At 74.4% G+C, this 26,431-nt stretch carries 16 protein-coding genes; 9 read left to right on the forward strand and 7 right to left on the reverse strand.

The genetic code is table 11. The annotated features are described in order from the left end of the window. Window positions 1-102: 102 nt before the first annotated feature. The 5 genes from ACIPAE_RS24815 to ACIPAE_RS24835 all read left to right on the forward strand — a co-directional run bounded on the left by ACIPAE_RS24815 (window position 103) and on the right by ACIPAE_RS24835 (window position 8,699). The gene (locus tag ACIPAE_RS24815; RefSeq protein WP_402447969.1) at window positions 103-2,964 is read left to right on the forward strand and encodes an alpha/beta fold hydrolase; all 2,862 of its coding nucleotides are present in this window, start codon (window positions 103-105) and stop codon (window positions 2,962-2,964) included. Next, window positions 2,961-3,872, forward strand: a complete 912-nt coding sequence (locus tag ACIPAE_RS24820) for an ABC transporter permease (protein WP_402447971.1) — start codon at window positions 2,961-2,963, stop codon at window positions 3,870-3,872. The genes ACIPAE_RS24815 and ACIPAE_RS24820 overlap by 4 nt, the downstream gene beginning before the upstream one ends. Window positions 3,873-4,250: 378 nt before the next feature. Next, on the forward strand, window positions 4,251-5,633 hold the full coding sequence (locus ACIPAE_RS24825; RefSeq protein WP_329371785.1) for a S53 family peptidase: 1,383 nt from the start codon (window positions 4,251-4,253) through the stop codon (window positions 5,631-5,633). A 345-nt stretch (window positions 5,634-5,978) separates the two neighbouring features. After that, the gene (locus ACIPAE_RS24830) at window positions 5,979-7,559 is read left to right on the forward strand and encodes a chitinase (protein WP_329371787.1); all 1,581 of its coding nucleotides are present in this window, start codon (window positions 5,979-5,981) and stop codon (window positions 7,557-7,559) included. A gap of 303 nt (window positions 7,560-7,862) precedes the next feature. Then, window positions 7,863-8,699, forward strand: a complete 837-nt coding sequence (locus ACIPAE_RS24835) for an undecaprenyl-diphosphate phosphatase (protein ID WP_329371789.1) — start codon at window positions 7,863-7,865, stop codon at window positions 8,697-8,699. Window positions 8,700-8,823: 124 nt separating this feature from the next. On the opposite strand, the gene ACIPAE_RS24840 is transcribed toward ACIPAE_RS24835, so the two are convergent. The 4 genes from ACIPAE_RS24840 to ACIPAE_RS24855 all read right to left on the reverse strand — a co-directional run bounded on the left by ACIPAE_RS24840 (window position 8,824) and on the right by ACIPAE_RS24855 (window position 13,027). Further along, complete coding sequence (locus tag ACIPAE_RS24840; RefSeq protein ID WP_329371791.1) at window positions 8,824-9,939, reverse strand: Gfo/Idh/MocA family oxidoreductase; 1,116 nt, start codon at window positions 9,937-9,939, stop codon at window positions 8,824-8,826. Further along, entirely contained in the window at window positions 9,936-10,685 is a 750-nt protein-coding gene (locus tag ACIPAE_RS24845; RefSeq protein WP_328461308.1) for a sugar phosphate isomerase/epimerase, read from the reverse strand. Before ACIPAE_RS24845 ends, ACIPAE_RS24840 begins: the two co-directional genes overlap by 4 nt. 118 nt (window positions 10,686-10,803) lie before the next feature. After that, on the reverse strand, window positions 10,804-11,724 hold the full coding sequence (locus ACIPAE_RS24850; protein ID WP_402447974.1) for a sugar phosphate isomerase/epimerase family protein: 921 nt from the start codon (window positions 11,722-11,724) through the stop codon (window positions 10,804-10,806). Window position 11,725: 1 nt separating this feature from the next. Further along, complete coding sequence (locus ACIPAE_RS24855; RefSeq protein ID WP_402447976.1) at window positions 11,726-13,027, reverse strand: Gfo/Idh/MocA family protein; 1,302 nt, start codon at window positions 13,025-13,027, stop codon at window positions 11,726-11,728. 477 nt (window positions 13,028-13,504) lie between these two features. Between ACIPAE_RS24855 and ACIPAE_RS24860 the strand changes: the two genes are divergently transcribed. The 3 genes from ACIPAE_RS24860 to ACIPAE_RS24870 all read left to right on the forward strand — a co-directional run bounded on the left by ACIPAE_RS24860 (window position 13,505) and on the right by ACIPAE_RS24870 (window position 17,061). Next, a complete protein-coding gene (locus ACIPAE_RS24860) occupies window positions 13,505-14,677 on the forward strand; it encodes an ROK family protein (protein WP_328461302.1) in 1,173 nt (390 codons plus the stop codon). Between the two features lie 477 nt (window positions 14,678-15,154). Then, on the forward strand, window positions 15,155-15,793 hold the full coding sequence (locus ACIPAE_RS24865; protein ID WP_402447978.1) for a hypothetical protein: 639 nt from the start codon (window positions 15,155-15,157) through the stop codon (window positions 15,791-15,793). 149 nt (window positions 15,794-15,942) lie between these two features. Beyond that, window positions 15,943-17,061, forward strand: coding sequence for a DUF5954 family protein (locus ACIPAE_RS24870; RefSeq protein WP_366413740.1), 1,119 nt, complete (start codon window positions 15,943-15,945; stop codon window positions 17,059-17,061). A 50-nt stretch (window positions 17,062-17,111) separates the two neighbouring features. Here ACIPAE_RS24870 and ACIPAE_RS24875 read toward each other — a convergent pair whose 3' ends face one another. Continuing rightward, complete coding sequence (locus ACIPAE_RS24875; protein ID WP_402447980.1) at window positions 17,112-18,611, reverse strand: DNA-3-methyladenine glycosylase 2 family protein; 1,500 nt, start codon at window positions 18,609-18,611, stop codon at window positions 17,112-17,114. A gap of 271 nt (window positions 18,612-18,882) precedes the next feature. On the opposite strand from ACIPAE_RS24875, the gene ACIPAE_RS24880 reads away from it, so the two are divergent. Further along, window positions 18,883-19,872 carry an ABC transporter ATP-binding protein gene (locus ACIPAE_RS24880; RefSeq protein WP_402447982.1) on the forward strand — a complete coding sequence of 330 codons (990 nt, stop codon included), beginning with the start codon at window positions 18,883-18,885 and terminating at the stop codon, window positions 19,870-19,872. On the opposite strand, the gene ACIPAE_RS24885 is transcribed toward ACIPAE_RS24880, so the two are convergent. Continuing rightward, window positions 19,858-22,674, reverse strand: coding sequence for a hypothetical protein (locus ACIPAE_RS24885; protein WP_402447984.1), 2,817 nt, complete (start codon window positions 22,672-22,674; stop codon window positions 19,858-19,860). The genes ACIPAE_RS24880 and ACIPAE_RS24885 overlap by 15 nt on opposite strands. 155 nt (window positions 22,675-22,829) lie before the next feature. After that, window positions 22,830-26,168 carry an FtsX-like permease family protein gene (locus tag ACIPAE_RS24890; RefSeq protein WP_402447986.1) on the reverse strand — a complete coding sequence of 1,113 codons (3,339 nt, stop codon included), beginning with the start codon at window positions 26,166-26,168 and terminating at the stop codon, window positions 22,830-22,832. Between the last annotated feature and the right edge of the window lie 263 nt (window positions 26,169-26,431).

A 26,431-nucleotide genomic window follows, 5' to 3' on the forward strand; every position in this document is an offset into this window, starting at 1 on the left:
ACGAGGACAACCCTCCGCCTTGCGATCGCACGCACCAGACGCCACGGGCCCCGCCCTTTGGGCGGACGGCGCTACTTCCAAAACACGGCCTAGGATCGGGGGATGGATCTACGGTGGCCGCGCGGGCGGAAGTGGTTCGCGGCGGTGGGGGCGTTCGCCGTCGTCGCGGTGGGCGGCATCGTCGCGGGTACGGCGACGGCCGGCGGCGCGAGCGGGTCGGTGCACCGTACGGACGCGATGCTGACCGGCGCCGGGGGAGTGCGGCTGGACACCTCGTACTTCACCGACGGCGGCACCCGGCGCCGGCCCGCGGTGCTGCTCGCGCACGGCTTCGGCGGCACCAAGGACGACGTGCGCGGCCAGGCCGAGGCGCTGGCGAAGCACGGCTACGCGGTGCTGACCTGGTCCGCGCGCGGCTTCGGCGCTTCCGGCGGCCGGATCGGACTCAACGCGAAGGACGGCGAGGTCGCCGACGTCGGCCGGCTCGTCGACTGGCTCGCCACCCGCCCCGACGTGCAGCTCGACGCTCCCGGCGACCCCCGGGTCGGCATCTCCGGCATCTCCTACGGCGGCGCGGTCTCGCTGCTCGCGGCGGGCGACGATCCGCGGATCGACGCGATCGCGCCCCGCGAGACGTACTGGGACTTCGCGGACGCGCTGCTGCCCGACGGCGTGTACAAGAAGATGTGGAGCGGCATCCTCTTCTCCGGTGGCACCCCGGCGGGCATCGGCGCCACGACCGGTCAGGCGTCGCCCCCCACCGGCGGCGGGTCCGGGTCGGCCCCCGGCGACGCGCCGGCCCCGGCCGCCTCGGACGCCCCCGCAGCGTCCACCGGCTCCACGCCTGCCAGTTCCGCGCCGACCGGCTCCGCGCCGACCGGTTCCACGCCCACCGGCTCCGCTCCCACCGCCGGCGCCGCCCCGCCCGACAGCGCTTCGGCCGACCCGGTCTGCGGCCGGTTCGAGCCGTCGATCTGCGATCTGTACAAGCGGGTCGCCACAAGCGGCCAGGCCACCGCCGCGGACCGCGCGCAGCTCGCCGCGCTGAGCCCGGCCACGGTCGGCAACCGGATCAAGGTGCCCACGCTGATCGTGCAGGGCCAGACCGACTCGCTGTTCACGCTCGCCCAGTCCGACGCCATGGCCAAGGCGATCAAGGCGAACGGCGCCCCGGTGTCCGTCGACTGGATCGCGGGCGGCCACGACGGCGGCAACACCGAGGACGCCCGGGTGAACGGCCGGGTCACCGCGTGGTTCGACCGCTACCTCAAGGGCGACAAGGGGGTCAGCACCGGCCCCTCCTTCCGCGTCACCCGCACCGGCGGCCTGAACGCGACCGACGGCAGCGTGGTGCTGCGCGGCGCGAGCGCGGACCGCTACCCGGGACTGGCCGGCACCGCCGCCCGGCGCGTGCCGCTGACCGGCTCGCCGCAGCAGATCACCAACCCGGCCGGCGGCTCGCCGCCCGCGATCTCCTCGGTGCCGGGATCGGGCGCGATCTCCCAACTCGCCCAGCTGGGGCAGAGCGTGGCCGTCGACTTCCCGGGCCAGTCGGCCCGCTTCGTGTCCGCACCCCTGCACCGTGCCACCACCCTCACCGGCGCCCCGACGATCACCGTCAAGGTGTCCACCACCGCTCCCGAGGCCGTGCTGTTCGCGAAGCTCTACGACGTCGGCCCGGACGGCAAGCAGGTCCTGCCGGCCGGCCTGGCCACGCCGGTACGGGTCGCCGGGTCGCCGTCGGGCCGCACCGTACGGGTCGAACTCCCCGCGGTCGACCACGAGTTCGCGGCCGGACACCGGCTGGCCGTGGTGCTGGCCAGTACCGACCTCGGCTACGCGACGCCCGCCGCGCCCGCGACCTACACCGTCGCGCTGGCCGGCTCCGCCGTCACCGTCCCCACCGACAGCGCGCTGGGCGCCGACGCGAACGCGCTGCCGTGGTGGACCTGGGTGCTGCCGCCGGTCGCGGTGCTGGTCGCGGTGGCGCTGCTGGTCACCGGCCGCCGCCGGGTCCGCCCCCGCCCGGCCGACCCGGCGCTGGCCGCGGTCCCGTTGCGGATCAGCGGGCTGAGCAAGCGGTACGCGAAGTCCGCGGACCGTTACGCGGTAAGGGAGTTGACCTTCCAGGTCGAGCCCGGCCAGGTGCTCGGCCTGCTCGGGCCGAACGGCGCGGGGAAGACCACCACGTTGCGGATGCTGATGGGCCTGATCCGGCCGGACGAGGGCGAGATCAGGGTGTTCGGGGAGGCGGTGCGGCCGGGCGCGCCGGTGCTCTCCCGGGTCGGCGCCTTCGTGGAGGGCGCCGGATTCCTGCCGCATCTGACCGGCCGTCAGAACCTCGACCTGTACTGGCAGGCGACCGGCCGCCCGGCCGAAGACGCCCATCTCGCCGAGGCGTTGCAGATCGCCGGGCTCGGCGACGCGCTCAAGCGCGCGGTGCGGACGTACTCCCAGGGCATGCGGCAGCGGCTGGCGATCGCGCAGGCCATGCTCGGGCTGCCGGACCTGCTGATCCTGGACGAACCCACCAACGGCCTCGATCCGCCGCAGATCCGCGAGATGCGCGAGGTGATGATCCGCTATGCCGCCACCGGCCGGACCGTCATCGTCTCCAGCCACCTGCTGGCGGAGATCGAGCAGACCTGTACGCATCTGGTGGTCATGGACCGCGGGCGGCTGATCACCTCCGGCCCGGTGGCGGAGATCGTCGGCTCGACCGACACCGTACTGGTCGGCGTGGCGGGCGAGTTGGCGCCGGACCTGGTGGACAAGGCGGCCGCGCTGCCCGCGGTCGCCACCGCCGTGCCGGCCGAGGGCGGGCTGCTCGTCGTCATCGCGGACGGCTCGACGCCGGTCGAGCTGGTGGCCGAACTGGTCGGGCTCGGCGTGCCGGTGGCGCAGGTCGGCCCGCACCGCCGCCTGGAGGACGCTTTCCTGACCCTGATCGGAGGTTCGGCATGAGCACCGCGCCCGCCGCACCCGTGCCCGACCTGCCGGAGCCGCCGGACGACCCCGCGGTCTCCGGGGCCGTCACCGCGCCCGGTTACCGCGCCGGCCGTACGCTGCGGCTGCGGGTGGAGGCCCGCCGGCAGTTGCGCAGGCGCCGCACGCTGGTGGTCGGCGCCCTGCTCGCTTTGCTGCCGTTCGTGCTGATGGCCGCGTTCGCGATCGGCGGCACCCCGAGCGACGGTGCCAACGGTCCCACGCTGATCGACACGGCCACCTCCTCCGGCGCCAACTTCGCGGCGACCTGCCTGTTCGTGTCGGCGGGCTTCGTACTGGTGGTACCGGTCGCGCTGTTCTGCGGTGACACGGTCGCGTCGGAGGCGGGCTGGTCGAGCCTGCGCTACCTGCTGGCCGCGCCCGTGCCGCGAGCCCGGCTGCTCGTGGTCAAGCTCACCGTCGCGCTCGGCTTCAGCGCGGTCGCGCTGGTCCTGCTGCCGCTGGTGGCACTCGTGGCGGGCACGGTGGCCTACGGCTGGGGCGACCTCGAACTCCCCACCGGGGGCGCGGTGCCGGCGGGCAGCGCCGTCGCGCGGCTGGCGATCGCGGTCGGGTACATCTTCGTCAGCCAGCTGGTCACGGCGGCGCTGGCGTTCTGGCTGTCCACGGTCACCGACGCGCCGTTGGGCGCGGTGGGCGGCGCGGTCGGCCTGACCATCGTCGGCAACGTGCTGGACGCGGTGACCGCGCTGCACCGGTGGCGCGACATCCTGCCCGCGCACTGGCAGTTCGCGTGGCTCGACGCGATGCAGCCGGCCACCGAGTGGACCGGCATGATCGAGGGCACCTCGGTCTCGGTGTCGTACGCGGTGGTGCTCACCGCGCTGGCGTTCCGCGGATTCCGTACGAAGGACATCGTGTCCTGACGGTGTGCCCCTGCGGGGCGGCTCCGTCGCGGAGTCGGTGGTGGGTCGGTGGCCGCGATCAGGCGGCGCATCGGCGTTGGTGGCCGCGATCGGGCGGCGCATCGGCGTTGGTGGCCGCTGTGGGGTCACCGCCCGCGCGCTGCCGCACGCTCCCGGCCTCGTACTCCTGTGACGGCTGCGCAGTAGTGAGTCTGACGTTGCGTCGGGTCGACATGACATGGTCATGGCGTCGTAAAATTATCGGCCGTTCGGGTAAAACGACGGATGGCCAACGGCGAACTCCCTTGTCCTGGGCATGATCTATCGGTGTGACCACCGCGGCCGTCTCCGTGACGGCCGCACCTCATGCCAGAAGAGCCCTCCACACAAGGAGAGTCCATGCGCACACCTCGCCCGCGGCCGCGCGCCGTGGTCGCCGCGGCAGGAGCCACCGCCCTGACCGCCGCCGCCTTGATGGCGGCCCCGCTCACCGGTGCGGCGACGGCGGCGGCCGGCCACGCCGCGCCCGCGGTGAAGCCGGTGCCCGCCGTCGTCGGACATGAGCTGGTCAAGGGGGCGGGCAGCCCGCTGACCATCGCCCAGTGCCAGGCCGAGTGGGGCATCAACTGCTACACGCCCACGCAGTACCGGCAGGCGTACGACCTCAACCCGCTCTACCGCGCGGGCGTGACGGGCAAGGGCCGGACGATCGTGATCGTCGACTCCTTCGGCTCGCCGACGATCCAGCACGACCTGGACGTCTACAGCAAGCAGTTCGGGATGCCCAGCACCACGGTGCAGGTCGTCAAGTGGGGCGACGTGCCGCCCTTCGACCCGACCAACCCCGACCACACCGGCTGGGCCGGCGAGACCACGCTGGACGTGGAGATGGCGCACGCGATCGCCCCGGCCGCGCACATCGTGCTGCTGGAGACCGGCGTCGCCGAGACCGAGGGCGTCACCGGCCTGCCCGAGATGATGGACGGCGAGAAGGCGCTGATCGACCAGGGCGTCGGCGACGTCATCACCCAGAGCTTCGGGGCCACCGAGAACACCTTCCCGGGCTTCGACAAGGGCGACTTCTCCAGCATCCAGAACCTGCGCTACGCCTTCAAGGACGCGGCGCGGCGCGGCGTGACGGTGCTCGGCTCCTCCGGCGACGGCGGCGCCACCGACGCGACCGAGGACGGCAGCTCCAACTACCCGTACCAGGTGAACTCCTGGCCATCCTCCGACCCGCTGGTCACCTCCATCGGCGGCACCCAGCTCCACCTGGACGAGGCCGGCAACCGCACCGCGCCGGAGAGCGTGTACAACGACTACGGCGCCGGCGGCGGCGGCCAGTCGCACGTCTTCGCCCGGCCGTCGTACCAGAACGGCGTGCGGAACGTGGTCGGCGCGCAGCGCGGCACCCCGGACATCTCGATGTCCGCGGCGGTCGACGGCGGCGCCTGGGTGTACTCCAGCTACGACCCGACGGCCGTCGGCTGGGACGTCTACGGCGGCACCAGCGAGGCCAGCCCGCTCTTCTCCGGCATCGTGGCGCTCGCCGACCAGGTCGCCGGGCACCGGATCGGCGACATCCACACCGCGCTGTACGCCCTCGCCAAGGGCACCGGAAAGTTCGGCGGGGTGGTCGACGTCAAGGACGGCACGAACAACTCCTACGACGGCGTCACCGGTTACACCGCGGTGAAGGGCTACGACATGGCCACCGGCGTCGGCACCGTGGACGCGGCCCGGTTCGTCCCCGCGCTCGCCTTGCTCGGCCGCCTGCACTGAGGTGAGCCGTCCGCGTTGAGGTGAGCCGTCCGGGGCCGCCGCCGCGTGCTCCCCTCGCGGGTGCGGTGGCGGCCTCCGGCATGCCCGGGCCGGGTGTCGGGCCGGGGGTGCGGTCGGCGGTTCGGGCGGGGCGCCCGGGTCGGGGCGGGGCCCGGTACGCGGGTCGGTCGGCGCGGTACAGGGGTCCGCGCCGGCCGGCCGGCGGTGCGCCGGAACCGGTCAACCGCATTATTTGTAAGGGCTCTTGACAGTTGGGTGGTCCAGACCAAACAGTATGGGTCAGCATTGGTCCAGACCAGCATGGCCCGCTGTGCTGGGACCCCCACATCGAAGGGAGCGCGGTCCATGACCGGACCCGTTCGCAGACCACTCCGCGCCCTGCTCACCGGACTCGCCGCCACCGCCGCCGCGGCCGGCCTGGCGCTGACCGGCGCCGGCGGCGCGCACGCCGCCACCCCGCAGGCCACCGCCGCCACCGCACTGCCCAGCCACGTCTTCGCCCCGTACTTCGAGGCGTACAACGGCGACAGCCTCTCCGGGCTGGCCACCGCCTCCGGCAACAAGTACCTGACGATGGCGTTCATCCAGACGCCCTCGGTCGGCTCCTGCACGCCGTACTGGAACGGCGACACCTCCCTGCCGATCGCCTCCTCCAGCTTCGGCAGCGACATCGCCGCCATCCAGGCGGCCGGCGGCGACGTCATCCCGTCCTTCGGCGGCTACGCGGCCGACGACGGCGGCACGGAGATCGCCGACAGCTGCACCGACGTCAGCTCCATCGCCGCCGCGTACGAGAAGGTCATCACCACCTACAACGTCAGCCGGATCGACCTCGACACCGAGGACAACTCGCTGACCAAGGCGGCCGGCATCGACCGCCGCAACAAGGCCGTCAAGATGGTGCAGGACTGGGCGGCGAGCAACGGCCGTACCGTGCAGTTCTCCTACACCCTGCCGACCACCACCCAGGGCCTGACCACCGGCACCGCCGGCGACGGCTCCGGCCTGTCGGTGCTGCAGAACGCCGTCTCCAACGGCGTGAAGCTCGACGTCGTGAACCTGATGACGTTCGACTACTACGACGGTGCCACGCACAACATGGCCACCGACACCGAGACCGCCGCGCAGGCCCTGCACGACCAGCTCGCGCAGCTCTACCCGTCGAAGAGCGACGCGGACCTGTGGGCGATGATCGGCATCACCGAGATGCCCGGCATCGACGACTTCGGCGCCGCCGAGACCTTCACCACCGACAACGCCACCACCGTCTACAACTGGGCGGTCAGCAAGGGCATCAACACCCTGTCGTTCTGGGCGCTCCAGCGCGACAACGGCGGCTGCCCCGGCCAGGGCGGCTCGGACACCTGCTCCGGAGTCGCGCAGAGCACCTGGCAGTTCAGCCACACCTTCGAGCCGTTCAGCGGCGGCGGCAGCACCACCCCGCCGCCCGCGAACGACTTCTCGGTCGCGCTGACCCCGTCGGCCGGCTCCGTCGCCGCCGGGTCCTCGGCCACCTCCACGGTGAAAACCGCGGTCTCCGCCGGGTCCGCGCAGTCCGTCGCGCTGAGCGTCAGCGGCGCTCCGGCCGGCGTCACCGCGTCGGTCAGCCCCGGCTCGGTCACCGCCGGCGGCAGCGCCACCCTGTCGGTGGCCACCACCACCGCGGCGAAGGCGGGCACCTACACCCTGACCGTCACCGGCACCGCCGGCAGCACCACCCACACCGCCGCCTACACGCTGACCGTCACCGGTGGCAGCACCGGCGGCGGCTGCACCGCCACGGCCTGGTCGTCCTCCGCGGTCTACGTCGGCGGCGACAAGGTCTCCTACGGCGGCCACACCTGGCTCGCCAAGTGGTGGACCACCGGCGAGACCCCCGGCACCACCGGCGAGTGGGGTGTGTGGCAGGACGAGGGCGCCTGCTGAGAACCCGCGCCGACCGGGACCGAAGGCCCCTGGTCGCACGGAAGGTGACCAATGGCCGAACCGCTGGTGACGTCCAGGAAAACAGCCTGTGACCGGGCATATGACGGCTCCGGCCTCCGGTACGGTACGCCGTGGGCGGTGCCGCCCCGACGTCGAACAGCGGCCACCGATCCTCTAGAGTCTGACCGGATGTCTACGCGAATGTAGTCGATTCGGGATGGACCGGGCATCCCACGGGTATGCCCGGTCCGTCCGCACTTCCGGAAGACCGAAGACCAGAAGACCAGGGGACGGAAACCACCCATGAGCGCCATCGGCCTCGGCCAGGCCGCCATTCTCGGCATCGTGGAAGGACTGACCGAGTTCCTGCCGGTCTCCTCCACCGGCCACCTCAAGCTGGTTGAGGGCCTGATGAACATCCCCGTCGACGACGACGCGGTGGTCGGTTTCACCGCGGTCATCCAAGTCGGCGCCATCGCGGCGGTCTTCGTCTACTTCTTCCGGGACATCGCGCGGTTCGTCACCGCCTGGGTGCGCGGTCTGGCCCATCGCAGCGAGCGCGGCAACCACGACTACAAGTTCACCTGGTGGGTGATCTACTCCACCATCCCCATCGTCATCGTCGGACTCGCCGCCAAACCGCTCATCGACGGGCCGCTCGGCTCCCTGTGGGTGGTGGCGTTCTCGCTGATCTTCGGCAGCGCGGTGATGTGGGCCGCCGAGCAGATGGCCCGGTTCAAGCGCGGCGAGGACCAGGTCACCGTGAAGGACGCGATGATCGTCGGCTGCTCGCAGATCCTCGCGCTGCTCTTCCCCGGCTTCTCCCGCTCCGGCGCCACGATCTCCACCGCCCTGATCCGGGACCTGGACCGGATGGCCGCCACCCGGCTGTCGTTCTTCCTCGGCCTGCCCGCACTCACCGGTGCCGGACTGTACGAACTCAAGGACGCCACCAGCGGCGGCGTCAGCACCTCCGCGCTCGCCGTCGGCACCCTCGTCTCCTTCGTGGTCGCCTACGCCTCCATCGCCTGGCTGCTGAGGTTCGTCGCCCGGCACTCCTTCAACTCCTTCGTGATCTACCGGGTGGTGATCGGCGTGGTGATCATCGGCCTGCTCGCGACCGGCACCGTCAATTCCTGACCGCCCCCGACCGCGCGCCGGCGCCCGAACGCAAAAGACCTGGCCGACCCATCCCCCCACGGGTGGGTCGACCAGGCATCCGGGGGGCCGTTCCCCGGGCTTGCCGCGGTGGCGGCGACGCAGGTCAGGTCAACGTCGCCGCCACCGGGTCCCAGTCCTCCGGAAGCGTCGCCACCTCCGGAGCGCGGGATTCGAGTTCCACGAAGCCGTGCCGCTCCGCGGAATCCGTCACCGTGGCCATCAACTCCAGTACGTGCTGCGCCAGTTCGCCCGACGCACGGTGCGGCGCCCCGGTCCGGATACCGCGCGCCATGTCCAGCACGCCGATCCCGCGGCCCGCGGTCGTCCCCGCCACCGGCAGGTCCCGCCACTCCTCGTCGCCGAACGCCCGCACCTGGAGCGGCCCTTCGAACGTGTTCGGGTCCGGCAGCGACAACGTGCCCTCGGTGCCGGTGATCTCGATCATCCGCCGCGGCACCGACGAGTCGAAGCTGAACGTCGCCGACGTGCTCGGGCCCGACGCGAAGTCGAGCAACGCGTGCACATGCGTGGGCACTTCCACCGCGAACTCGGTGCCCGCCTTCGGCCCGGAACCGATCACCCGGTGCGAACGCGCCTGCCGCGCGCTCGCCGCGACCCGCTGCACCGGCCCGAAGAGCGCCACCAGCGCGGTCAGGTAGTACGGACCGATGTCGAACAGCGGCCCGGCACCGTACTGGAAGAGGAACTCCGGGCTCGGGTGCCAGCTCTCCGGGCCCGGTCCCTGCGTCACCGCGACCACGCTGACCGGCTCGCCGATCAGCCCCGAGGCCAGCGCCCGGGCCGCCGACTGCAACCCCGCACCGAGGAACGTGTCCGGCGCGCTGCCCACCCGCAGGCCGCGCGACTGCGCCTGCGCGAGGATCTTCGCGCCGTCCGAGGGCTCCAGCGCCAGCGGCTTCTCGCCGTAGACGTGCTTGCCGGCCTCCAGCGCGGCCGAGGCGATCTCGGCGTGCGCGGCGGGGATCGTCAGGTTGATCACGATCTCCACCTCGGGGATCGCCAGCGCCGACGCCACGTCACCCGCGTGCGGCACCCCGTACGCCTCCGCCTGCACCCGGGCCCGGTCCACGTCCAGGTCCGCGACGGACAGCACCCGGACGTCCGGGAACGTGGACAGCGCCGTGAGGTACTGCGTGCTGATCACCCCCGCACCGACCAGCGCGACGCCGACCGGCCCGGAACCCGAACCGCTGGTCATGAAAGCCCCTCCTCCAGCGCCGTCAGGTAGGCGCGGCTCTCCGCGACGGCCTCGAAGATGTCCGTGGCGCACTCGTCCAGCTCCACGATCCGCTGCGCGTCCGGCGCCGCCGCCAGGATCGCCGGCACATCGATCACGCCCTTGCCGACCGCGGTGTGCGGCTGCTCCTTCACCCCGGGACCGTCCTTGACGTGCAAGGACAGCACCCGGTCGCCCAACGCCCCCAGCAGCGCGGGCACATCGGCGCCGCCGACCTGCGCCCAGTACGTGTCGACCTCCAGGAACACCTCGGGCGCCAGCTCGTCCGCCAGCACCTCCAGCGCGGTGCGGCCCTCGAACCGCGGCTCGATCTCCCACCAGTGGTTGTGGTAGCCGATCCGGATGCCGCGCTCGGCGGCCTTGGCGGCGAAGCCGTTGAGCAGGTCCGCGGTGCGGCGCAGCCCGTCGGCGGTGGTGAACTCCTCGTGCCCGATGCCGCCCGGGATGATCGCCAGGTCGGTGCCGACGGTGGCGACCGCGTCGAAGACCTCGCCCGCGTCCTTGTCGAACAGCGCGTAGGCGTGGGTGCTGGACACGCCGATGCCCAGGTCGTCGGCGAGCTTGCGGAAACCGGCCGGGTCGGCGGTCGGGTCGTACGTCTCCACCGAGCGGTAGCCGATCTCGGCGAGCCGGGTCAGCGTGCCGTCGCGGTCGGCGGCGATCTGGTCCCGGAGGGTGTAGAGCTGAATGCTCAAGGGTTTGGCCATCGAAGCGAAGCCTCCTGGAAGTACAGCGGCGAATGCGGGTGCGGGTGCGGGTTCTGGTGCGGGTACGGGAAAGCGGTGCGGCCGGCGCGGGCCGCCCGGTCGGCGCGCGGGACGGGCGTCACCCGACGATCAGCGGGCGCAGCGTGCGGTGGGCGATCTCCAGGCCGCGGGTGACCCGCTCCACGTCGCCGCTCCACACGGGGTCCTCGTGCTCGACGGAGAGCACCCCGGTGAAGCCGCCCTCGTAGAAGGTGTCCACCAGCCGGCGCCAGTCCACGTCGCCCAGGCCCGGGACCCGGTAGCGCCACCAGCCGCTGTCCCAGCCGTCGGTGCGCTCCACGGTGCGGCCGAAGAACCCGAACCGGTCCCGGGCCCGCGGGTCGAGCTGCGCGTCCTTGGCCTGCGCGTGCGGGATGCGGTCCAGATACGGCTTGAGGGCGGTGACCGGGTCGATGCCGAGCCACAGCAGGTGCGAGGGGTCGTAGTTGAGGTAGAAGCCGAGGTCGAACATCCACTCCCACAGCTCGGGGGAGTAGGCGAGGTTGCCCGGGTAGCCGTCGGGGTGCCACCCCTCCATCACGCAGTTCTCGATGATGATCTTCACCCCGCGCTCGCCCGCGTACTCCACCAGCGCGGGCAGTTCGCGCTCGGCCTGCGCGAGGTTCTCCTTCACCGACAGGCCCGGGTGGCGGCCGATGAAGGTGCCGACGTACTCCACGCCGAGCAGCGCGGCCGCGTCCACGTTGGCCCGTACGTGGGCGGCGATCTCGGCGCGGCGCTCGCGGTCGGGGTGCAGGTTGTTCTCGTAGTACGCCAGCGCCGACAGCATCAGGGAGTGCTGCTCGAACAGCGCGCGGACCGAGTCCGCCTCGGCCTTGCCGAAGTCCACCACGTCGATGTGGCTCGCCTCGAAGTCGCGCGACCCGGTGGACGGCCAGGTGGCGACCTCCAGCGCGTCGTAGTCGTGGGCGGCGGCCCAGCCGGCGATCTCGGCGAGCGGGAGCTGCGGAAGGCAGGCGGTGAGGAAGCCCAGCTTCATCTCAGGAGACCTCTTTCCAGGTCCGGTCGGCCGCCGAGCCGAGTACGGCCTCGGTCAGGCGCACCATGCGGGCGGCGTCGGCGAAGGTGGCGAAGGGCGTGGGGCGGGCGGTGTCGGCGGCGGGTACGGGAGAGCGCTCTCCAGTGTGCCTGGTGTTCGGCTGGTTCGGGTCGCCGGGGGTGGATTCCGTGCCCGGGAGAGCGCTTTCCGCCGTTCCTGAGGGAGTCGTGCCGGGCGCCGCGCCGTGGTTCGGGGGAGCGCTCTCCGAGTCGGGCGCGTCGGCCGCGCGGGCGGCGGCGTGCACGTCGCGGACGAACGCGGCGAAGCAGTCGAGGTAGCCCATCGGGTGCCCGCCGGGCACCACCGACAGCCGGGCCGCCTCGGGGGAGAGGGTGGCGGGGTCGCGCAGCACCGTGGCGTTCTCGCCGCGGCTGCCGACGAAGAGCGACTCGGGCGCCTCCTGGTCGAAGGCGAGCGAGGTGCGGCTGCCGTCCACCTCGAACCACAGCCGGTTCTTGCGGCCGGGCGAGATCTGCGAGACGGTCACCGACCCGCTCGCGCCGAGGTCGGTGCGGAAGAGCAGCTGCACCACGTCCTCGGTGGCGGGACGGCCGCCCGTGCGCGGCACCGTCTGGGAGAGCGCGGTCAGTTCGGCGATCCGGTGCCCGGTCACCCACTCCACCAGGTCGCACCAGTGCGAGCCGATGTCGGCGAACGCCCGCGACGGCCCGCCGGCCACCGCGTCCACCCGCCAGTTGGTGTCGTCCGGCAGCGACAGCCAGTCCTGGAGGTAGTGCCCGTGCACCAGCCGTACCTCCCCGGCCCGGCCGTCGAGCACCCGCGCGCGGGCCTCCGCGGCCATCGGGTGGTAGCGGTAGACGAACGGTACGGCCGCCACCTTGCCGCTGCGCGCGGCCAGCGCCGCCAGCGCGTCGGCGGTGGCCGAGGAGGTGGTCAGCGGCTTCTCGCACACCACGTGCTTGCCCGCGCGCAGGGCCAGTTCGGCCAGCCGGGCGTGCACGTCGTTCGGCGTGCAGATGTGCACCACGTCCACGTCGTCGCTGGTGACCAGCTCCTCGGACGAGTCGAAGGCCCGATCCACGCCGAGCGCGGCGGCGGCCTCCTTCGCCCGGGCCGGCGTGGAGGAGCTGACGCCGACCACCGGGGCGCCGCTGCGGCGCACGGCGTCCAGATGGACCCGGCCGATCATGCCGGTGCCGGCGATCGCCGTTCGCAGCGCGGGCGTGCCGGTCGCGCCGGGCGTACCCGGCGGGTTCTTTGCATTGGGCCCCGAGAGTGCCACCAAACTTCCCTCCATTTCGGCTCACGCAAGACGCTAGCCAGGGATGTTTCGGTTGACAATGGCAAAATTTACGCTAACTTCTGTCATAAATCGGCGGGCGGTCACGGGCGTGACGGCAGCCGCCGGGGTGACGGTCGGGTCGTTCGCCGGGCCGGTCGGGGCGCGCGAGAGTGCGGCGGGCCGGTCCCGGCGGGTGTGGGGCGCCGGGTGCCGTGCCGGGTGCGCTGCGGTGCCGGGTGTCCGGTTCGGCCGCGCCGGCGCGCCGACGTCGGTGCGTGCGGGGTCCGTTGTACGGGTGGGCGCGACCAACGGGCACGGGGTCCCGTCGTACGGTCCTGGCCCGGCGCCGGCGTCGGGCCGTACGGCGGGTACCGCACATCCGGCCGACCCGGGCAGGGACCGGCCGGGACCGTACGGCGCGCGCGAGGAGCGGCCCGGCCGGGGCGGCGACATCGATCGAGAGGGACAGGCGTACACGTGACCGCAGCAACCGACCGGCAGCTCACCTCGCTCAGCGAACTCGCCGGGCTCGTGGCGGGCGGAGCCACCCGCCGCAGCCAACTGGCCACCGCCACCGGCCTGTCCAGGGCCGCCGTCGCCCAGCGGGTGGACCTGCTGATCGACCGCGGCCTGCTGGTCGAGACCGGCACTCTGGCCACCGAGCGCGGGCGCCCGCCGCTGACCTTGCAACTCGCCTCGCGCACCGCCGTGGTGTGCGCGGTCGACCTCGGCGCCACCCACGGCACCGTCGCGATCTCCGAACTCGGCGGCACCGTACTGGCGGAGGCCACCGAGGAACTCGACATCAACGACGGACCCGAGGCCGTACTGACCGCGCTCGACGCCCAGATCGGACGGATGCTCGCGGCCGCCGGGCACCCGGCCGAGCATGTCCGCGCGATCAGCATCGGCGTGCCGGGCCCGGTCGAGGCGAGCACCGGCACCGTGGTGCGCCCGCCGATCATGCGCGGCTGGGACGGCTACCGGGTGCCCGGGTTCTTCGCCGGCCGGCGCGGCGCCCCCGTCCTGGTGGACAACGACGTCAACATGATGGCGCTCGGCGAGTACGGCCACCGGCCCGCCGCCGCCCATCTGCTCTACGTCAAGGTCGGCACCGGGATCGGCTGCGGCATCGTCTCCGGCGGCGTCGTGCACCGCGGCGCCACCGGCGCGGCGGGCGACATCGGGCACATCGCGGTGCCCGGCCACGACGACGTGCTGTGCCACTGCGGCAACACCGGCTGCGTCGAGGCCGTCGCGTCCGGCGCCGCCGTCGCCGCCCGGCTGCGCGCGGCCGGCCTGCCCGCGGAGCACGCCGCCGACGTGGTGCGCCTCGTCGCCGAGGGAGACCCGCTGGCCCGCCGCCAGGTCCGGCTCGCCGCGCAGCGGATCGGCGACGTCCTCGCCTCGCTGGTCAGCTTCTACAACCCCGACACCATCGTGCTCGGCGGCTCGATCGCCTCCCTCCACGACGACCTGCTCGCGGACATCCGCGCCGCGGTCTACCGCCGGGCGCTGCCGCTGGCCACCCGGACCGTCGCCATCGAGACCACCGTGCTCGGCCGCCGCGCGGGCATCGAGGGCGCCCGCCGCCTCGCCGTCCAGCACCTGCTCTCCCCGGCGGGCATCGCCCGCTTCCTCGGCGCCTGACACTCCCGGTCCGCGCGGGATTCCGCCGCCCCGGACGGCGGTTCGGGCCGCGCGGGCGGCCGTGCGCTACGGAATTGCGCCGCGCGGCCGGGACAGGGAGTACGTTTCCGCAGGCCGCCGGCACCGATGATGCGGCGGTGCGGGCCTTGGGGGAGCGGCGAGGGCGCCGCGTCACAACGGTGCGGCGCTTGAACGGCGTTCGGCCGTGGACATCAGTGGGGGGACTTCATGGGCGACCTGACGTCGCGGACGGCACGGGCTCGGGCAGGGAGACGGGCGGCGCGGGCGCGGATGGCGCGGCGATCGGCGGCAGGGGCGATCTGCCTGGCCGCGGTGGTGGCCGCGGCGACGGCCTGCGGGAGCGGCGGGGACAGCCCGGGCGGTGGCCGCGGCGCGAGCGACGGTACTCCTCGCCCGTCCGGTACGGCGGCGGCGCCCGGTACGGCCGACCCAGCCGGTTCCCGGTCGGCGGACCGCATGCTCGGTCAGCGGCAGTTGGAGCAGGCGGCGGTGGGTCCGGCGGACCTGCCCGGATCGGGATGGAGTACCGACACCGTGTCCGGCCGGGGCCCGGACGGCGTCGAGATCAAACACACGATCCCCGACGTCACCCGGCTGCCGCGCGTGTCCCCGGCCGCGTGCGCACCGCTCGGCGGCATCGCCATGGGACCGGTGAGCACCACCCGCCAGCACCACGCCGTTCTGATCCAGGACGTCCTGCGGACGGGCAAGGGCCACGATTCGGTGGAGGACGCGCTGCTCGCCTACCGACCGGCCGACGCCCGCGGGGTGATGACCGACCTGCGCGCATCCCTCAAAGCCTGTGACTCCTTCCCCGAACGCGACGGTGACCGGTTCGCCGACCCCAAGCCGCGGGCCACGCCCTCCGTCGGTGACGACGCCGTGGAGTACGACCTCACCCGGATCGTGGCGAGCGTCGACGACAGCGGTGATCTCGACGGCGGCAAACCCGCCAAGGCGCCCTTCCGCTTCCTCGTCGTCCGCAGCGGAGCCACCATCGCGGTCTTCTCGAACCAGGGTTTTCCCGGTGACCACCCGGTGATCCCCGCCGAGGTCGTGAGCGCGCAGATCGCCAAGCCGGCGAAGGCCGGCTGAGCCACCGGGCGTTTTCCGCCACGGCGGAACGCGCCGGTGACCGTACGCCGTTCCCGTGACCTGCGAACCGGTCGCCGGTCGGCGCGGTCCGGAGCGCGGTTTTGCTGGAATCGGGGGCCTCGGGACGGCCGGACGGGCATGCTAATGGCATGAAGGTGAACGGTGACGCTCAGGAGGAAGTGACCGGCCGGGAGTGGCCGCGGCCGACCGCGCCACCGTCACCGGTCGCGGCCGGGCTGTCCGCGCCCGCGGACGTGGAGACCTGGAAGGCCCGCAAGGCGTATCCGTCGACGTTGTTCGCCGGCGGTCCGGTGTTCGGCGTCGCCCGTGAACTCCCCGAGGGCGGCTGGACGTTGCGGCCGGGGTTCGCCGGGCTGGCCCCGCAGGACGCACGCGACGCGCTCGGCGCGCACTTCCGGGCACGCGCCGAGCGGTGCGCGGCCGACGGCGACGAGACCGGCCGCGCCCAGTACACCGAGGCGGCCGAACGCCTCGACTGGGAACGCCTGGACGAGCTGACCGTGGCCGGCGCGCGCTACCGCGTGGTGCGGGCCGAGCGCTTCATCCGGATGGGCCCCGACGGCCCGGAGCCGCCGCGCGGCACCGACCCCGACCGTACGGACCCCGCGCAGCCGCCGCTCGATCCCGCGGCGGACCTGACCATCGCGTCCGGCGGCGAGGCGGGGCTGTCGCCCGGCGTGCTGCGGGTCGAACTCCTCACCGCCCTGCGGAAGAACGGCACGGTGCCGCGCGACGTGCGCGAGGACTCCCGGGCCGCCGCGCGCACCCACCCGGGCGGGGTGCTGCTCCCGGCCACGTTCATGGCGGCCGAACGCGAAGGAGGCCGCTGGCGGCCGCAGTCCACCGGCACCGCCGCCACCCCGCGCGACGCCCGCGACGGACTGGCCGTGCAACTGCGGGTGATGGTGCCCTGGCAGCATGAACTCACCGACGAGGAGCACGAGTTCTACAAGCGCGCCGCCGACCACCTGGACACCGACCAGGTCGACGAACTCGACGTCGCCGGCCGGCACTTCCGGATCATCCGGGTGGAGCGGCTGATCCGGATCGGGCCGGACGGACCCGAGGGCCCGCGCCCCTCCGACGTCGACCCGGTCCCGCCGGCCATGGTCCAGGAGCGCCAACTGCGCGAGCAGGGACCGGTCCAGGACGAGGAGGACGGCGACGCCGAGGCGAGCACGAGGAAGTTCATGGCCCTCCTCGACGAGGAGCGGCGGCGCCGCGAGCACCTGCGCGAACGCCCCTGACTCCGTTACGGCACCGCGCTGTTCGGGTGCGCGCGCTCCCGCTCGCCGGTTCAGGCCGTGCGCTGGGGCGCCCGTTCCGCCCGTTCCGCGGACGCCGAGCGCCAGCGGTGGTGGGTCGCGTACGAACTCCACGGCCGCCAGCGGGCCGCGCCCGCCACGGCCGGCTCCAGCAGGACATCGGGGTCGCCCAAGGCCCGCATCCGTATGTAGCCCGCCGTCCAGGGGTGCACGCCCGGCAGTGCCAGCAGGGCCCGTTCGGCCTCGTCGCGGTCCGCGCCCGGGTCCAGTCGTACCGCGCCCGACGCCAGCGCACGGGAGACCGCGCGTACCGCGGCCCGCCGCTCGTCCGGCACGTCCACCGCCGCCAGGTCCGCGTTCACCAGGTCGGCCGGGCGCGGGAAGAGCAGCGCCAGCCCGCCGCTCGGTGCGGGGAGCGACTGCCCGTAGCAGGAGGCGAGTCGGTCGGTGGCCCGCCGGGCGCGGGCGGCCGTCAGCCCTTCGGTCAGCACCGCGCGCACCGCCAGTTCCTCGGGGTCCGCCGCCCCCGGTGAGCGGATGCCCGGGCGCCGCGCCACCAGCGGGGCCAACTCCTCGTCAGCGCAGAGCCGTTCGGCGACCGCGTACGGGTCCGCGTCCAGATCGAACAGCCGCCGCATCCGCTGCGTCGCGGTCGTCAGGTCCCGCAGGTCCTCCAGGTGCAGCCGGCATGCCAACCAGCGTCCCGTGCCGGCCTGTTCGGACACCTCCGCGACGCCCGCGCCGTGCGGCAGCCGCAGGGTCCGGCGGTAGGTGCGGCCGTGCGTACGGCCGTGGGTGCGGCCCGGCATGGGCGGGCCGGCGGCCTGGCCCACCACCTCCTCCACCCCCGCGACCGTGCGCGCCGCCAGGTAGTCGAAGACCTGCCCGCTGTCGTAGGCGCCCCGGTACGCCAGCCGCAGCGGCACCCCGGCCGCGCCGTCGGGCCCCAACTCGCCCTTCCGGCCACCTGAGTTCGACCGCGCCGAGCGCAACTGGGTCGGCGTGGACGCGTAGATCTCCCGCATCGTCTCGTTGAACTGCCGCACGCTGGCGAAGCCGGCGGCGAACGCGATGTCCGCGGCCCGCAGGGACGTGGTCTGCAGCAGCACCCGCGCGGTGTGGCCGCGCTGGGCCCTGGCCAGCGCGATCGGGCCGGCGCCGAGTTCCGCGTTGAGCTGGCGCTGGACCTGGCGGGCGCTGTACCCGAGCCGTGCGGCCAGGCCCGCGACGCCCTCCCGGTCCACCACGCCGTCGCCGATCAGCCGTACCGCCCGGCCGACCACGTCGGCACGCGCGTTCCAGTCCGCGGAGCCCGGCACGGCGTCCGGGCGGCACCGGCGGCACGCGCGGAAGCCCGCGGACTGGGCCGCCGCGGCCGTCGCGAAGAACGAGACGTTCTCCCGTTTCGGGGTGACCGCGGGGCAGCTCGGGCGGCAGTAGATGCCGGTGGTCGACACCGCGAAGAAGAAGAGGCCGTCGAACCGTGCGTCTCGGCTTCGGACGGCCTCGTAGTTGCCCTCTTCCGTCGCCATGGTTCCCAGTATCGCCTGCCGGCCGTCCTCCGGCTGGCGCATTTCGGACCCGGTGCTCCCCGTGCTGAGGGCGCCCTGACCTGCGGGGCTGCCCGGCTCTGTCGGTTCCGGGACCTTACGCGGGCGGCGGCTCGCGCGGTTCCCCGCGCCCCTGGATACGTGCGGCGCCTCGTCACGTCGCCCCCGGGACTACCCTTGCCGCTGTCGGATCGCGACTTCACCCGGGGGGACGGCCGTGGCCGCTCGTGAACGGACAGCCGGTGCACCGGACTTGGCGGAGTTGACGCGACGGGCTGCCGCGGCCGCGGTGCCGGACCGGGACGAGGGCCTGGTCGTGTGCGAGAACCTGGTGCGGATCTACCAGACCGAGGGCGTGGAGGTCCAGGCGCTCCAGGGCCTGGACCTGGCCGTGGCCGAGGGCGAGATGATCGCGGTGATCGGGGCGTCCGGCTCCGGCAAGTCCACCCTGCTGGGCATACTCTCCGGCCAGGACGTGCCCACCGCGGGCTCCGCCGAGGTCGCCGGGCACGACCTGCTGGCGATGAAGCGCCGCGCCCGGCTGGAGTACCGGCGCTCCACCGTGGGGTTCGTCTGGCAGCAGACCGCCCGCAACCTGCTGCCGTACCTCTCGGCGGCCGAGAACGTGATGCTGCCGATGACCTACACCGGGGTGCGGCGCTCCGGGCGCCGGGCCCGCGCCGAGGAACTGCTCGACCTGCTCGGCGTCGGCCACTGCCGGGACCGTACCCCCGACGCGCTGTCCGGCGGCGAGCAGCAGCGGGTCGCCATCGCCGTCGCCAACGCCAACGCGCCCCGGGTGCTCTTCGCCGACGAGCCCACCGGCGAACTCGACACCGCCACCAGTGACGAGATCTTCGCCGCGCTGCGGCGGGCCAACGAGGAACTGGGCGTCACCGTGATCGTGGTCACCCACGACACGCTGGTGTCCGAACAGGTCCAGCGCACCGTCCGGATACGCAACGGCCGTACCTCGACCGAGGTGCTGCGGCGGGTCGCCACCGGCGCGGACGGCGTCGAGGCCCTCACCTCCGAGGAGTACGCGGTGCTGGACCGCAACGGGCGGCTGCAGATACCGCGCGAGTTCACCGAGCGCCTGCACCTGCGCAAGCGGGTGCGGCTCGCCCTGGAGTCCGATCACGTCGGCGTGTGGCCGGACACGGCCGCGCGCCAGGCGAAGGCGGCCGCCGACGCGGAGGGCGACGGGACCGGCCACGTGCCGCCGCCGTCAGCCGAGGCGTAGCACCGCGCCCAGGCGGCGCCTGCGGGCGAGGACGGTCTCCGTGGCCGCCGCGACCAGGATCAGCAGGACCACGCCGCCGACCAGGGCGAGGGTCAGCGCGTAGTCGGTGCGCAGCGCCGGTTGCGTGGCGCCGCCGGTGAACTGGCGCAGGTTCAGCGTCGGCGCCATGAGCCGTGGTTCGACCACGCCGACCAGGGTGCCGCCCACGGCCGCGGCCGCCGCGAGCGGGAGCATCTGCAGGAAGTGCAGCGCCCCGGCCGCCTTGCCGCCGAGTCCGAGCGTCCGCAGGAACGAGGTGGTGCGGCTGCGTTCGTGCGAGGTGAGGATCAGTTCCAGGGCCACCGCGAGCAGGCCGGACAGGGCGGCGAGAACCGAAGCGGTGGCGTAGACGTTCTCCAGGCCGCGGGTCAGGCCGTCGTCGCGCAGGGCGCTGAGCGTCCCGGAGCGGGTGCGGACCGTTGCCAGCGGCCCGAGCGCCCTGGCCGCCGCCGACCGGAGGGCCGCCGTGCTGGTGCCGGGACCGTCGCCCTGGAGCAGCAGCACGGTGGTCCCGGAGGACTGCTGCGGCATGAGGTGGTCGGCGGAGACGGCGGTGATCAGCAGCGGTGTTCCGGGCGCGAGTTGTGCCGTGATCGGGCCCAGCAGGGGGTCGCGCAGGTCCGCGGCGCTGAGGGTGCCGACGGGGTCCAGGGCCAGCTGCACGGGCGGACGGCCGTGGTCCTCGACGGTGGAGGTGAAGCCGCCGGTGCGCTCGCGCGCCCGCAGGGCGGGCGACACGACGGACGGCAGCGGGACGCCCGCGCCCGCGGTGGTGCCCGACGGGCCGGTCAGCGCGGACCGCAGGGTGCGGGCCAGCGGCGAGTGCGGGGCGAGGGCCGCCAGTTGCCGGGGCTCCACGGTGATCACCGCGACCGACGGGATCTCGGCGCCGTCGGCCTGCCCGACCAGATCGAGCGCGTGCAGATGCTGGAGGGCGGTACGTATCCCGCTCGTGCCGGTCAGCGCGTCCGGTGCGGGCGCGGTGTCCCCGGCGGTGGTCGCGGAGGCGTCGGCGCCGGTGCTCCAGGCCGCGCCCGCCGCCAGGCCGTCGCCGATCGTCCGCTGCACGAGCCCGCCGAACACGGCCGTGCCCAGCGTCAGGACCAGCACGAACAGGGCCAGCCCGGTCGCCGGGGCGTCGTGCGCGGCCCGGGCCGCTCCGATGAAGCCCACGGTGCCCTTGCCGCGGCGGGCCCGCAGGAGCAGCAGCCGCAGGGCGAGCGGGTAGAGCCGCAACAGGATCAGCACGGTGGCCAGGGCCAGCAGCGCCGGCACCGCGCCCAGCACCCAGTCGGGCCCCTGCGACCTCAGCGCGGCCACGCCGGCAGCCGCCGCGAGCAGCACGGTGACCTCCACGACCACGCGCCGGCGGCCGGCGACGGGCCGGCGGGTACGACGCCGGCGGGCGGTCCGTCGTGGCCGGGGCGGTTCGCGGACCGCGAGCCAGGTCAGCAGCGACACCGTCAGCGCCGCGGTCGCGGCGAGCACGGCCGCGGACAGCGGTCGCGGAGTCCCGGAGACCCCGGTGGGAGCGAGCAGGCGGCCGCCCGCCCAGCCGAGCAGCGCGGCGATCACCACCACCGGCCATGCCACGGCACTGCGCAGCAGGACCAGCCGCGCCGTGGAGGCGCCGCGCGCACGCTGCAACCGCAGGTGCGCCTTCCGCCGGCGCAGCAGCAGCCGTACGGCGACCGCCGTCGTGGCCAGCGCCACCGCGGCCAGCGCGTCGACGGCGAACGTGGCGAGCCCGCGGGCCTGGTGGTCCTGCGCGGTGAAGGTGCCGACGAGCGGTGTCAGCGCGTCGGTGACCGTCAGCGGTCCCGTGTGCTGGCTGCCGACCGCGCAGCTCTCGCCGCCGGTGTACGCGTCGGTCCCGCGGCACAGTGCCCGGTCCAGGTCCGTGCCGTAGCGGGACAGCGGGCCGCTCAGCGCGCGGGCCCGGTCGAGCGCCGACTGGCGCAGGTCGGCCCGCAGCTGCCAGGTCACCGAAGGGCCGGGCACCCCGGCCGCGGCCAGCCGGTCGGCGGCGTCGGTGCCGACCAGGCCGCTGACGGCGAGCACCGTGCCGCCGGCGTGCTGGGCCGGGTGGCGGGAGGGCTGGACCAGCGACGGCCGGTTGCCCCAGAAGTCGTCGGCGCCGGCCGCGGTCCGGAAGATCCCGCTCACCACCAGCCGCGCGTCGGGCGACCTCTGCAGGGCCGGCACCCGGGCGAACTCGACGCCGAGCCGGCTGCCGGCCCGAACTCCCAGTGCCTGCGCGGTGGCCTGCGACAGGCCGATCTGCGGCGCCGCGCCGATCGGCGTGCGGTCGGCCGGCGCGTGGCCGCTGACGTAGCGCAGATGCGCCCGCGCGTCCGGCAGGTGGCTGATCGCCAGTGTGGTGCTGCTGCCCGTCTCCCCGGGTGGGAGCGGGGAGGTGAGGGTGGCCGGGTTGTAGTCGTAGCCGCCGCTGCCGGCGAAGCTGAGATGCCGCGCCGCGGAGCCGCTGAGCCGGTGGGACAGGGCGCGGCCGTCGCCGAGCAGGGTGGCCATGTCCAGGGCCGGCGGGCCGGAGTTGAAGACCTCCGGCACGGTGCTCAAGGTGATCAGGGGGGCGCCGGCCTGCGCGGCGGCGACGCGTTGCCGTAGCGCCCGGTCCTCCTGGCGGCCCGCGAGCGAGGGGGCCCACGCGCACATGCCCGCCAGCACCAGGACCAGCACCGCCAGGCAGGCGAGCAGCGGCAGATCGCCCCGGGCCTCCTTGCGGACCAGGCGCAGCGTCATCGCCGCACCCGTCCGCCTGCCCGGACCCGGACCTGCGGCGGGACCCGGCCCCGTATTCGTATCCGCGGCGGTACCCGCACCCGTGTCCGTACCCCTGCCCCCGCCCGGGACGCGTCGCGCGGTCCGCCCGGTCCGGTCCTGCCCGGTGGCGCGCCTCAACGGTCTTCCCCCGCCCGCAGCACGCGCACCAGGTCCACCCGGGCCAGCAGCCGGGCCAGCGCCAGCACGACCGCACTGACGGCGAGCGCGGTCGCCACCGCGGTCAGCGCCACGGTCCGCCAGGGCATGACCAGCGGCAGCGGCGGATACGGTGCCTGTCCGCTGTCGTCCACGGTGACCAGCGGCAGCACCGCCGACGCCAGCCCCATGCCCATCAACGCCCCCGGGATCACCGCGAACAGCGCCAGACCGACCTGCTCCGTACCCAGCAGCGCGGCCAGCCGTCCGGAACCGACGCCGATCGCCCGCAGCAGCGCGAACTCCTTGCGGCGCTGCCGGGCGGAGATCACCGCGTGGACGGTGAAGGCGATGACCGCGAAGCAGGGCGCCAGGTCGCGCACCAGCTCCAGTACCCGGCGCAGCCCGCTGTGGAACGGGTCGGACCGCAGCGCCGCGGCGGCTTGCGCCGTGGTGGTCACCCGGCCCAGCGCGGGCTGCGCCCGCGCGGCGGCGGCCGTGCGCGCGCTGTCGGTGCTGCTGATCCACCAGAACGCCGGGTCCTGCTGCGGGGCACCGGCGCGGGTGAGGGCGCCGGCGAGCAGGCGCTGGTCGGCGATCAGATGCCCCTGCCCGCTGCCCAGTCCGCGCGGCGAGCCGACCCGGCCCACGACCTTGGCGGGCACCGGGGCGCCGCCGCCCAGGTCCAGCGTGGTGGCGCTGCCCACGGTGAGGTGGCCCTCGCGCAGTGCCTGCGCGTCGGCGCGCACGGGAAGCGGCGCCGGCCCGCCGGCGGGCCCGGCCAGCAGCCGCACCTCACTGTCGGGCTGGGTCCTGTCGTCGTCGGCGCCGTCGGTGGCGTCCCCGCCCGGAGTCCGCTGACCGGTGCTGATCGTGGTCCGCAGGACGGCGGAGCCGCCGGCGCGGATCGAGCACACCCCCGGGAAGCCGTAGACGTACGCGCCGGACGTGTCCCCCCGGCAGGCTCCCGCGGCGGCGTCCGCGGCGGCCGCGGTGCCGTCGCTCCACACCTGCCCCCGCGGCAGGGGAGCGGCCCAGCTGTCCGCGGTGCCGCGCGAGCCGATCCGGAGCAGGTCCAGGTCCAGCCGGGCGGGCGCCACCCCCACCTGCGGCAGGACGTTGATCGCGGTCACCGTCAGCGGGTACGCGCGCGGGCGGCCGCCGCCGAGCGCGACGTCCAGGGGGATCGCGAGGGTGTGCCGGGCGCCGTCGGCGGCGGGCAGGGCGGTGGATAGGGTGCTGTCCAGTCCGGCCGCGTCCTGCACGACCAGTTCCAGGTGGGGCGGCGCGGTGTTGCCGTCGCTGCTCAGCTTCTCGTCCAGCATTAGCGTGGTCGGCCGCCCCGGGAGGGTGATCCCGTACGCGGTCGGGGCGGACGTACCAGCCTGGGAGGCCGTACCGGGCGCCGTGGACGTGCCGGGGACGGCCCCGCCGATGGTGGCGTCCAGCTCCTCGCCGGTCCCGCCGGGCAGGTTCACCGTCGCCTGGGTCACCGGCGTCACGGCCGTCACCGCGGGCAGCGCCCGATAGGCGGCGCCCAGCACCTCGGCGGGGTAGTCGTTGTCCTGGCCCGGATCGATCCTGACGTCCGCGCCGACCGTGAACGCGGCCTGCTCGGAGGCCAGACCGCCCAGGCACGCCAGCGCGGTGGTGGCGAAAGCGCTCACCGACACGGCCAGGCACATCAGCACCACCGGGCCGGCGTTGCGCGCGGCACGCCGGCTCAACTGCCACCCGGCCAGCGCGGGGACCAGCCCGCGGCCCCGGCGGCCGAACGCGTCCAGCAGCCGGGAGGTCAGCGGCAGCAGCCGCAGCAGCAGGAGCGCGGCGGCCCCGCTCGCCACGGCCGGGACCAGGACCATCACCGGGTCCACGGACACGCCGCCGATCCCGCCCGCGATCAGCGAGCGGTGCCGCCGCAGTTCCAGGAACCCCAGGATCGCGACGGCCGGCAGCGCCAGATCGGCGCCCCACCGCTGCGCGACGGCCGCCCGCGCGCCCCGGCCCGCCCGCAGCCGCACCGTCGGCAGGACCGGCAGCAGGACCGCCGCGGCGTGCACCAGCAGGGTCAGACCCACCGCCGCCCAGGCGTCGGCGCCGCGGCTGCCGGGGTGCAGCAGCCCGGCCAGGTACGGTGCCGCGACCGCGGCCGGTACCCCGGTGACCGCCCACTCGGCCGCCGCGCCGCGCAGCAGCCGCGGGGTGCCCGCGCCCCTGGCCTGCTGGAGCGCCAGCTCGTCGCGCCGGCGCACGGTCATCTGACGGGCGGTCAGCAGAAGGGTGGCGAGCGCGAGGACGGCCAGCATCACGCTCGGCAGGTACAGCGCGGACCGGGCCGCCACGGTCGGCACTTCCAGGTCGTCGATCGCCTCCGGAAGGCCCGAGGACACCGCCAGGTCGTCCAACGACGGCCGCTGCCCGTGGAACACCGACACGTCGCTCTGGCTGCCGGTGAAGCCGCGCACCCGGTCGTGCAGTCCCGCCAGGTCTCCCGCGCCGAGGTGGGAGAAGTCCGGCTGTACGCTCCAGCGGGCCGTCACGTGCCCGTTCAGCACGGCGCTTCCGTTCAGGGCCGCCGCGGAGACCACCAGCAACTGCTGGCTGCTGCTCTCGCCCTCGGTCAGGTCACCGGCCATCGCCGGCCAGAACCCGACAGCTCCGGCCGCCCGGAAGACGCCGGAGATCCGCAACGTCATGGTGCGTCCGGCGGCGTCCTTCAACCGTACGCGCGAACCCGGGTGGAGCTTCAGGCGCTCGGCCAGCGGCTGGGGCACGGCGGCGTCCACCGGGGCCGTCGAACCCGTGGAGACGCGGACCTCGGGCAGCGAGGTGAACGCGCCGGCCGGGGCGTCCGCCGTGCCGGCCGGCCAACTCCCCGCGACCAACTGCCCGTACCTGCCCGGGTCCTGCACCGCGACCGGGTGCAGCCCGCTGCCGCCGGGCCCCCGCGGCGGCCCCTCGACGCCGTCGACACCGGTCACCGACACCGCCGAAGTGCCCAGTAACCCCACGGACGTTCGCTGCGGCACGCTCCCGAAGACCCTCGCGGCGGCGGCCCGTACGCTCCGGTCGGCGGCCGCCATCCCCCCGGCCCGGAACGACGCGTTGACCGACACCTGCGCGTCGAGGTCGGCGGCCAGCCGCCGGTCCGCCTCGGACTCCACCGAACGCCCCGCCAGCGTCACGAGAGTTGCGAGGGCGGTCGCGCACAGGAGTACGGTCACCGCGACCGCGGCCAGCACCAGGCCGTGCTGCGTCGAGCGTCTCGCTGCCGCGGGAAGGCGGCGCGGTGCGCGGGTGACGGCCGTTCCGACCACGTGAACCCCCGTCCGCGGTCTCGAACATGTGACGTAGCGGTGCGTCGCAGTCCTACCAGGCCGCGCCCCGCCGACGCAATGTCGGTCCCCCTGAGGGTGCCCCGACCCCCCGGGTTGCCCCGTCCTGTCGGCTGAGGGACCACCCGCCGGTGGTGGGCTTGTCGCGCGGTTCCCCGCGCCCCCGGGGTTGGGGGGGGGGGGGGGGGGGCGCACGCCGCACCTTTTGGGGGTGGGCCCGAACGCGGTCGTGGTGGGGGTCGTTG

The organism is Streptomyces sp. NPDC087270 (genome assembly GCF_044744625.1).
GTDB lineage: Bacteria > Actinomycetota > Actinomycetes > Streptomycetales > Streptomycetaceae > Actinacidiphila.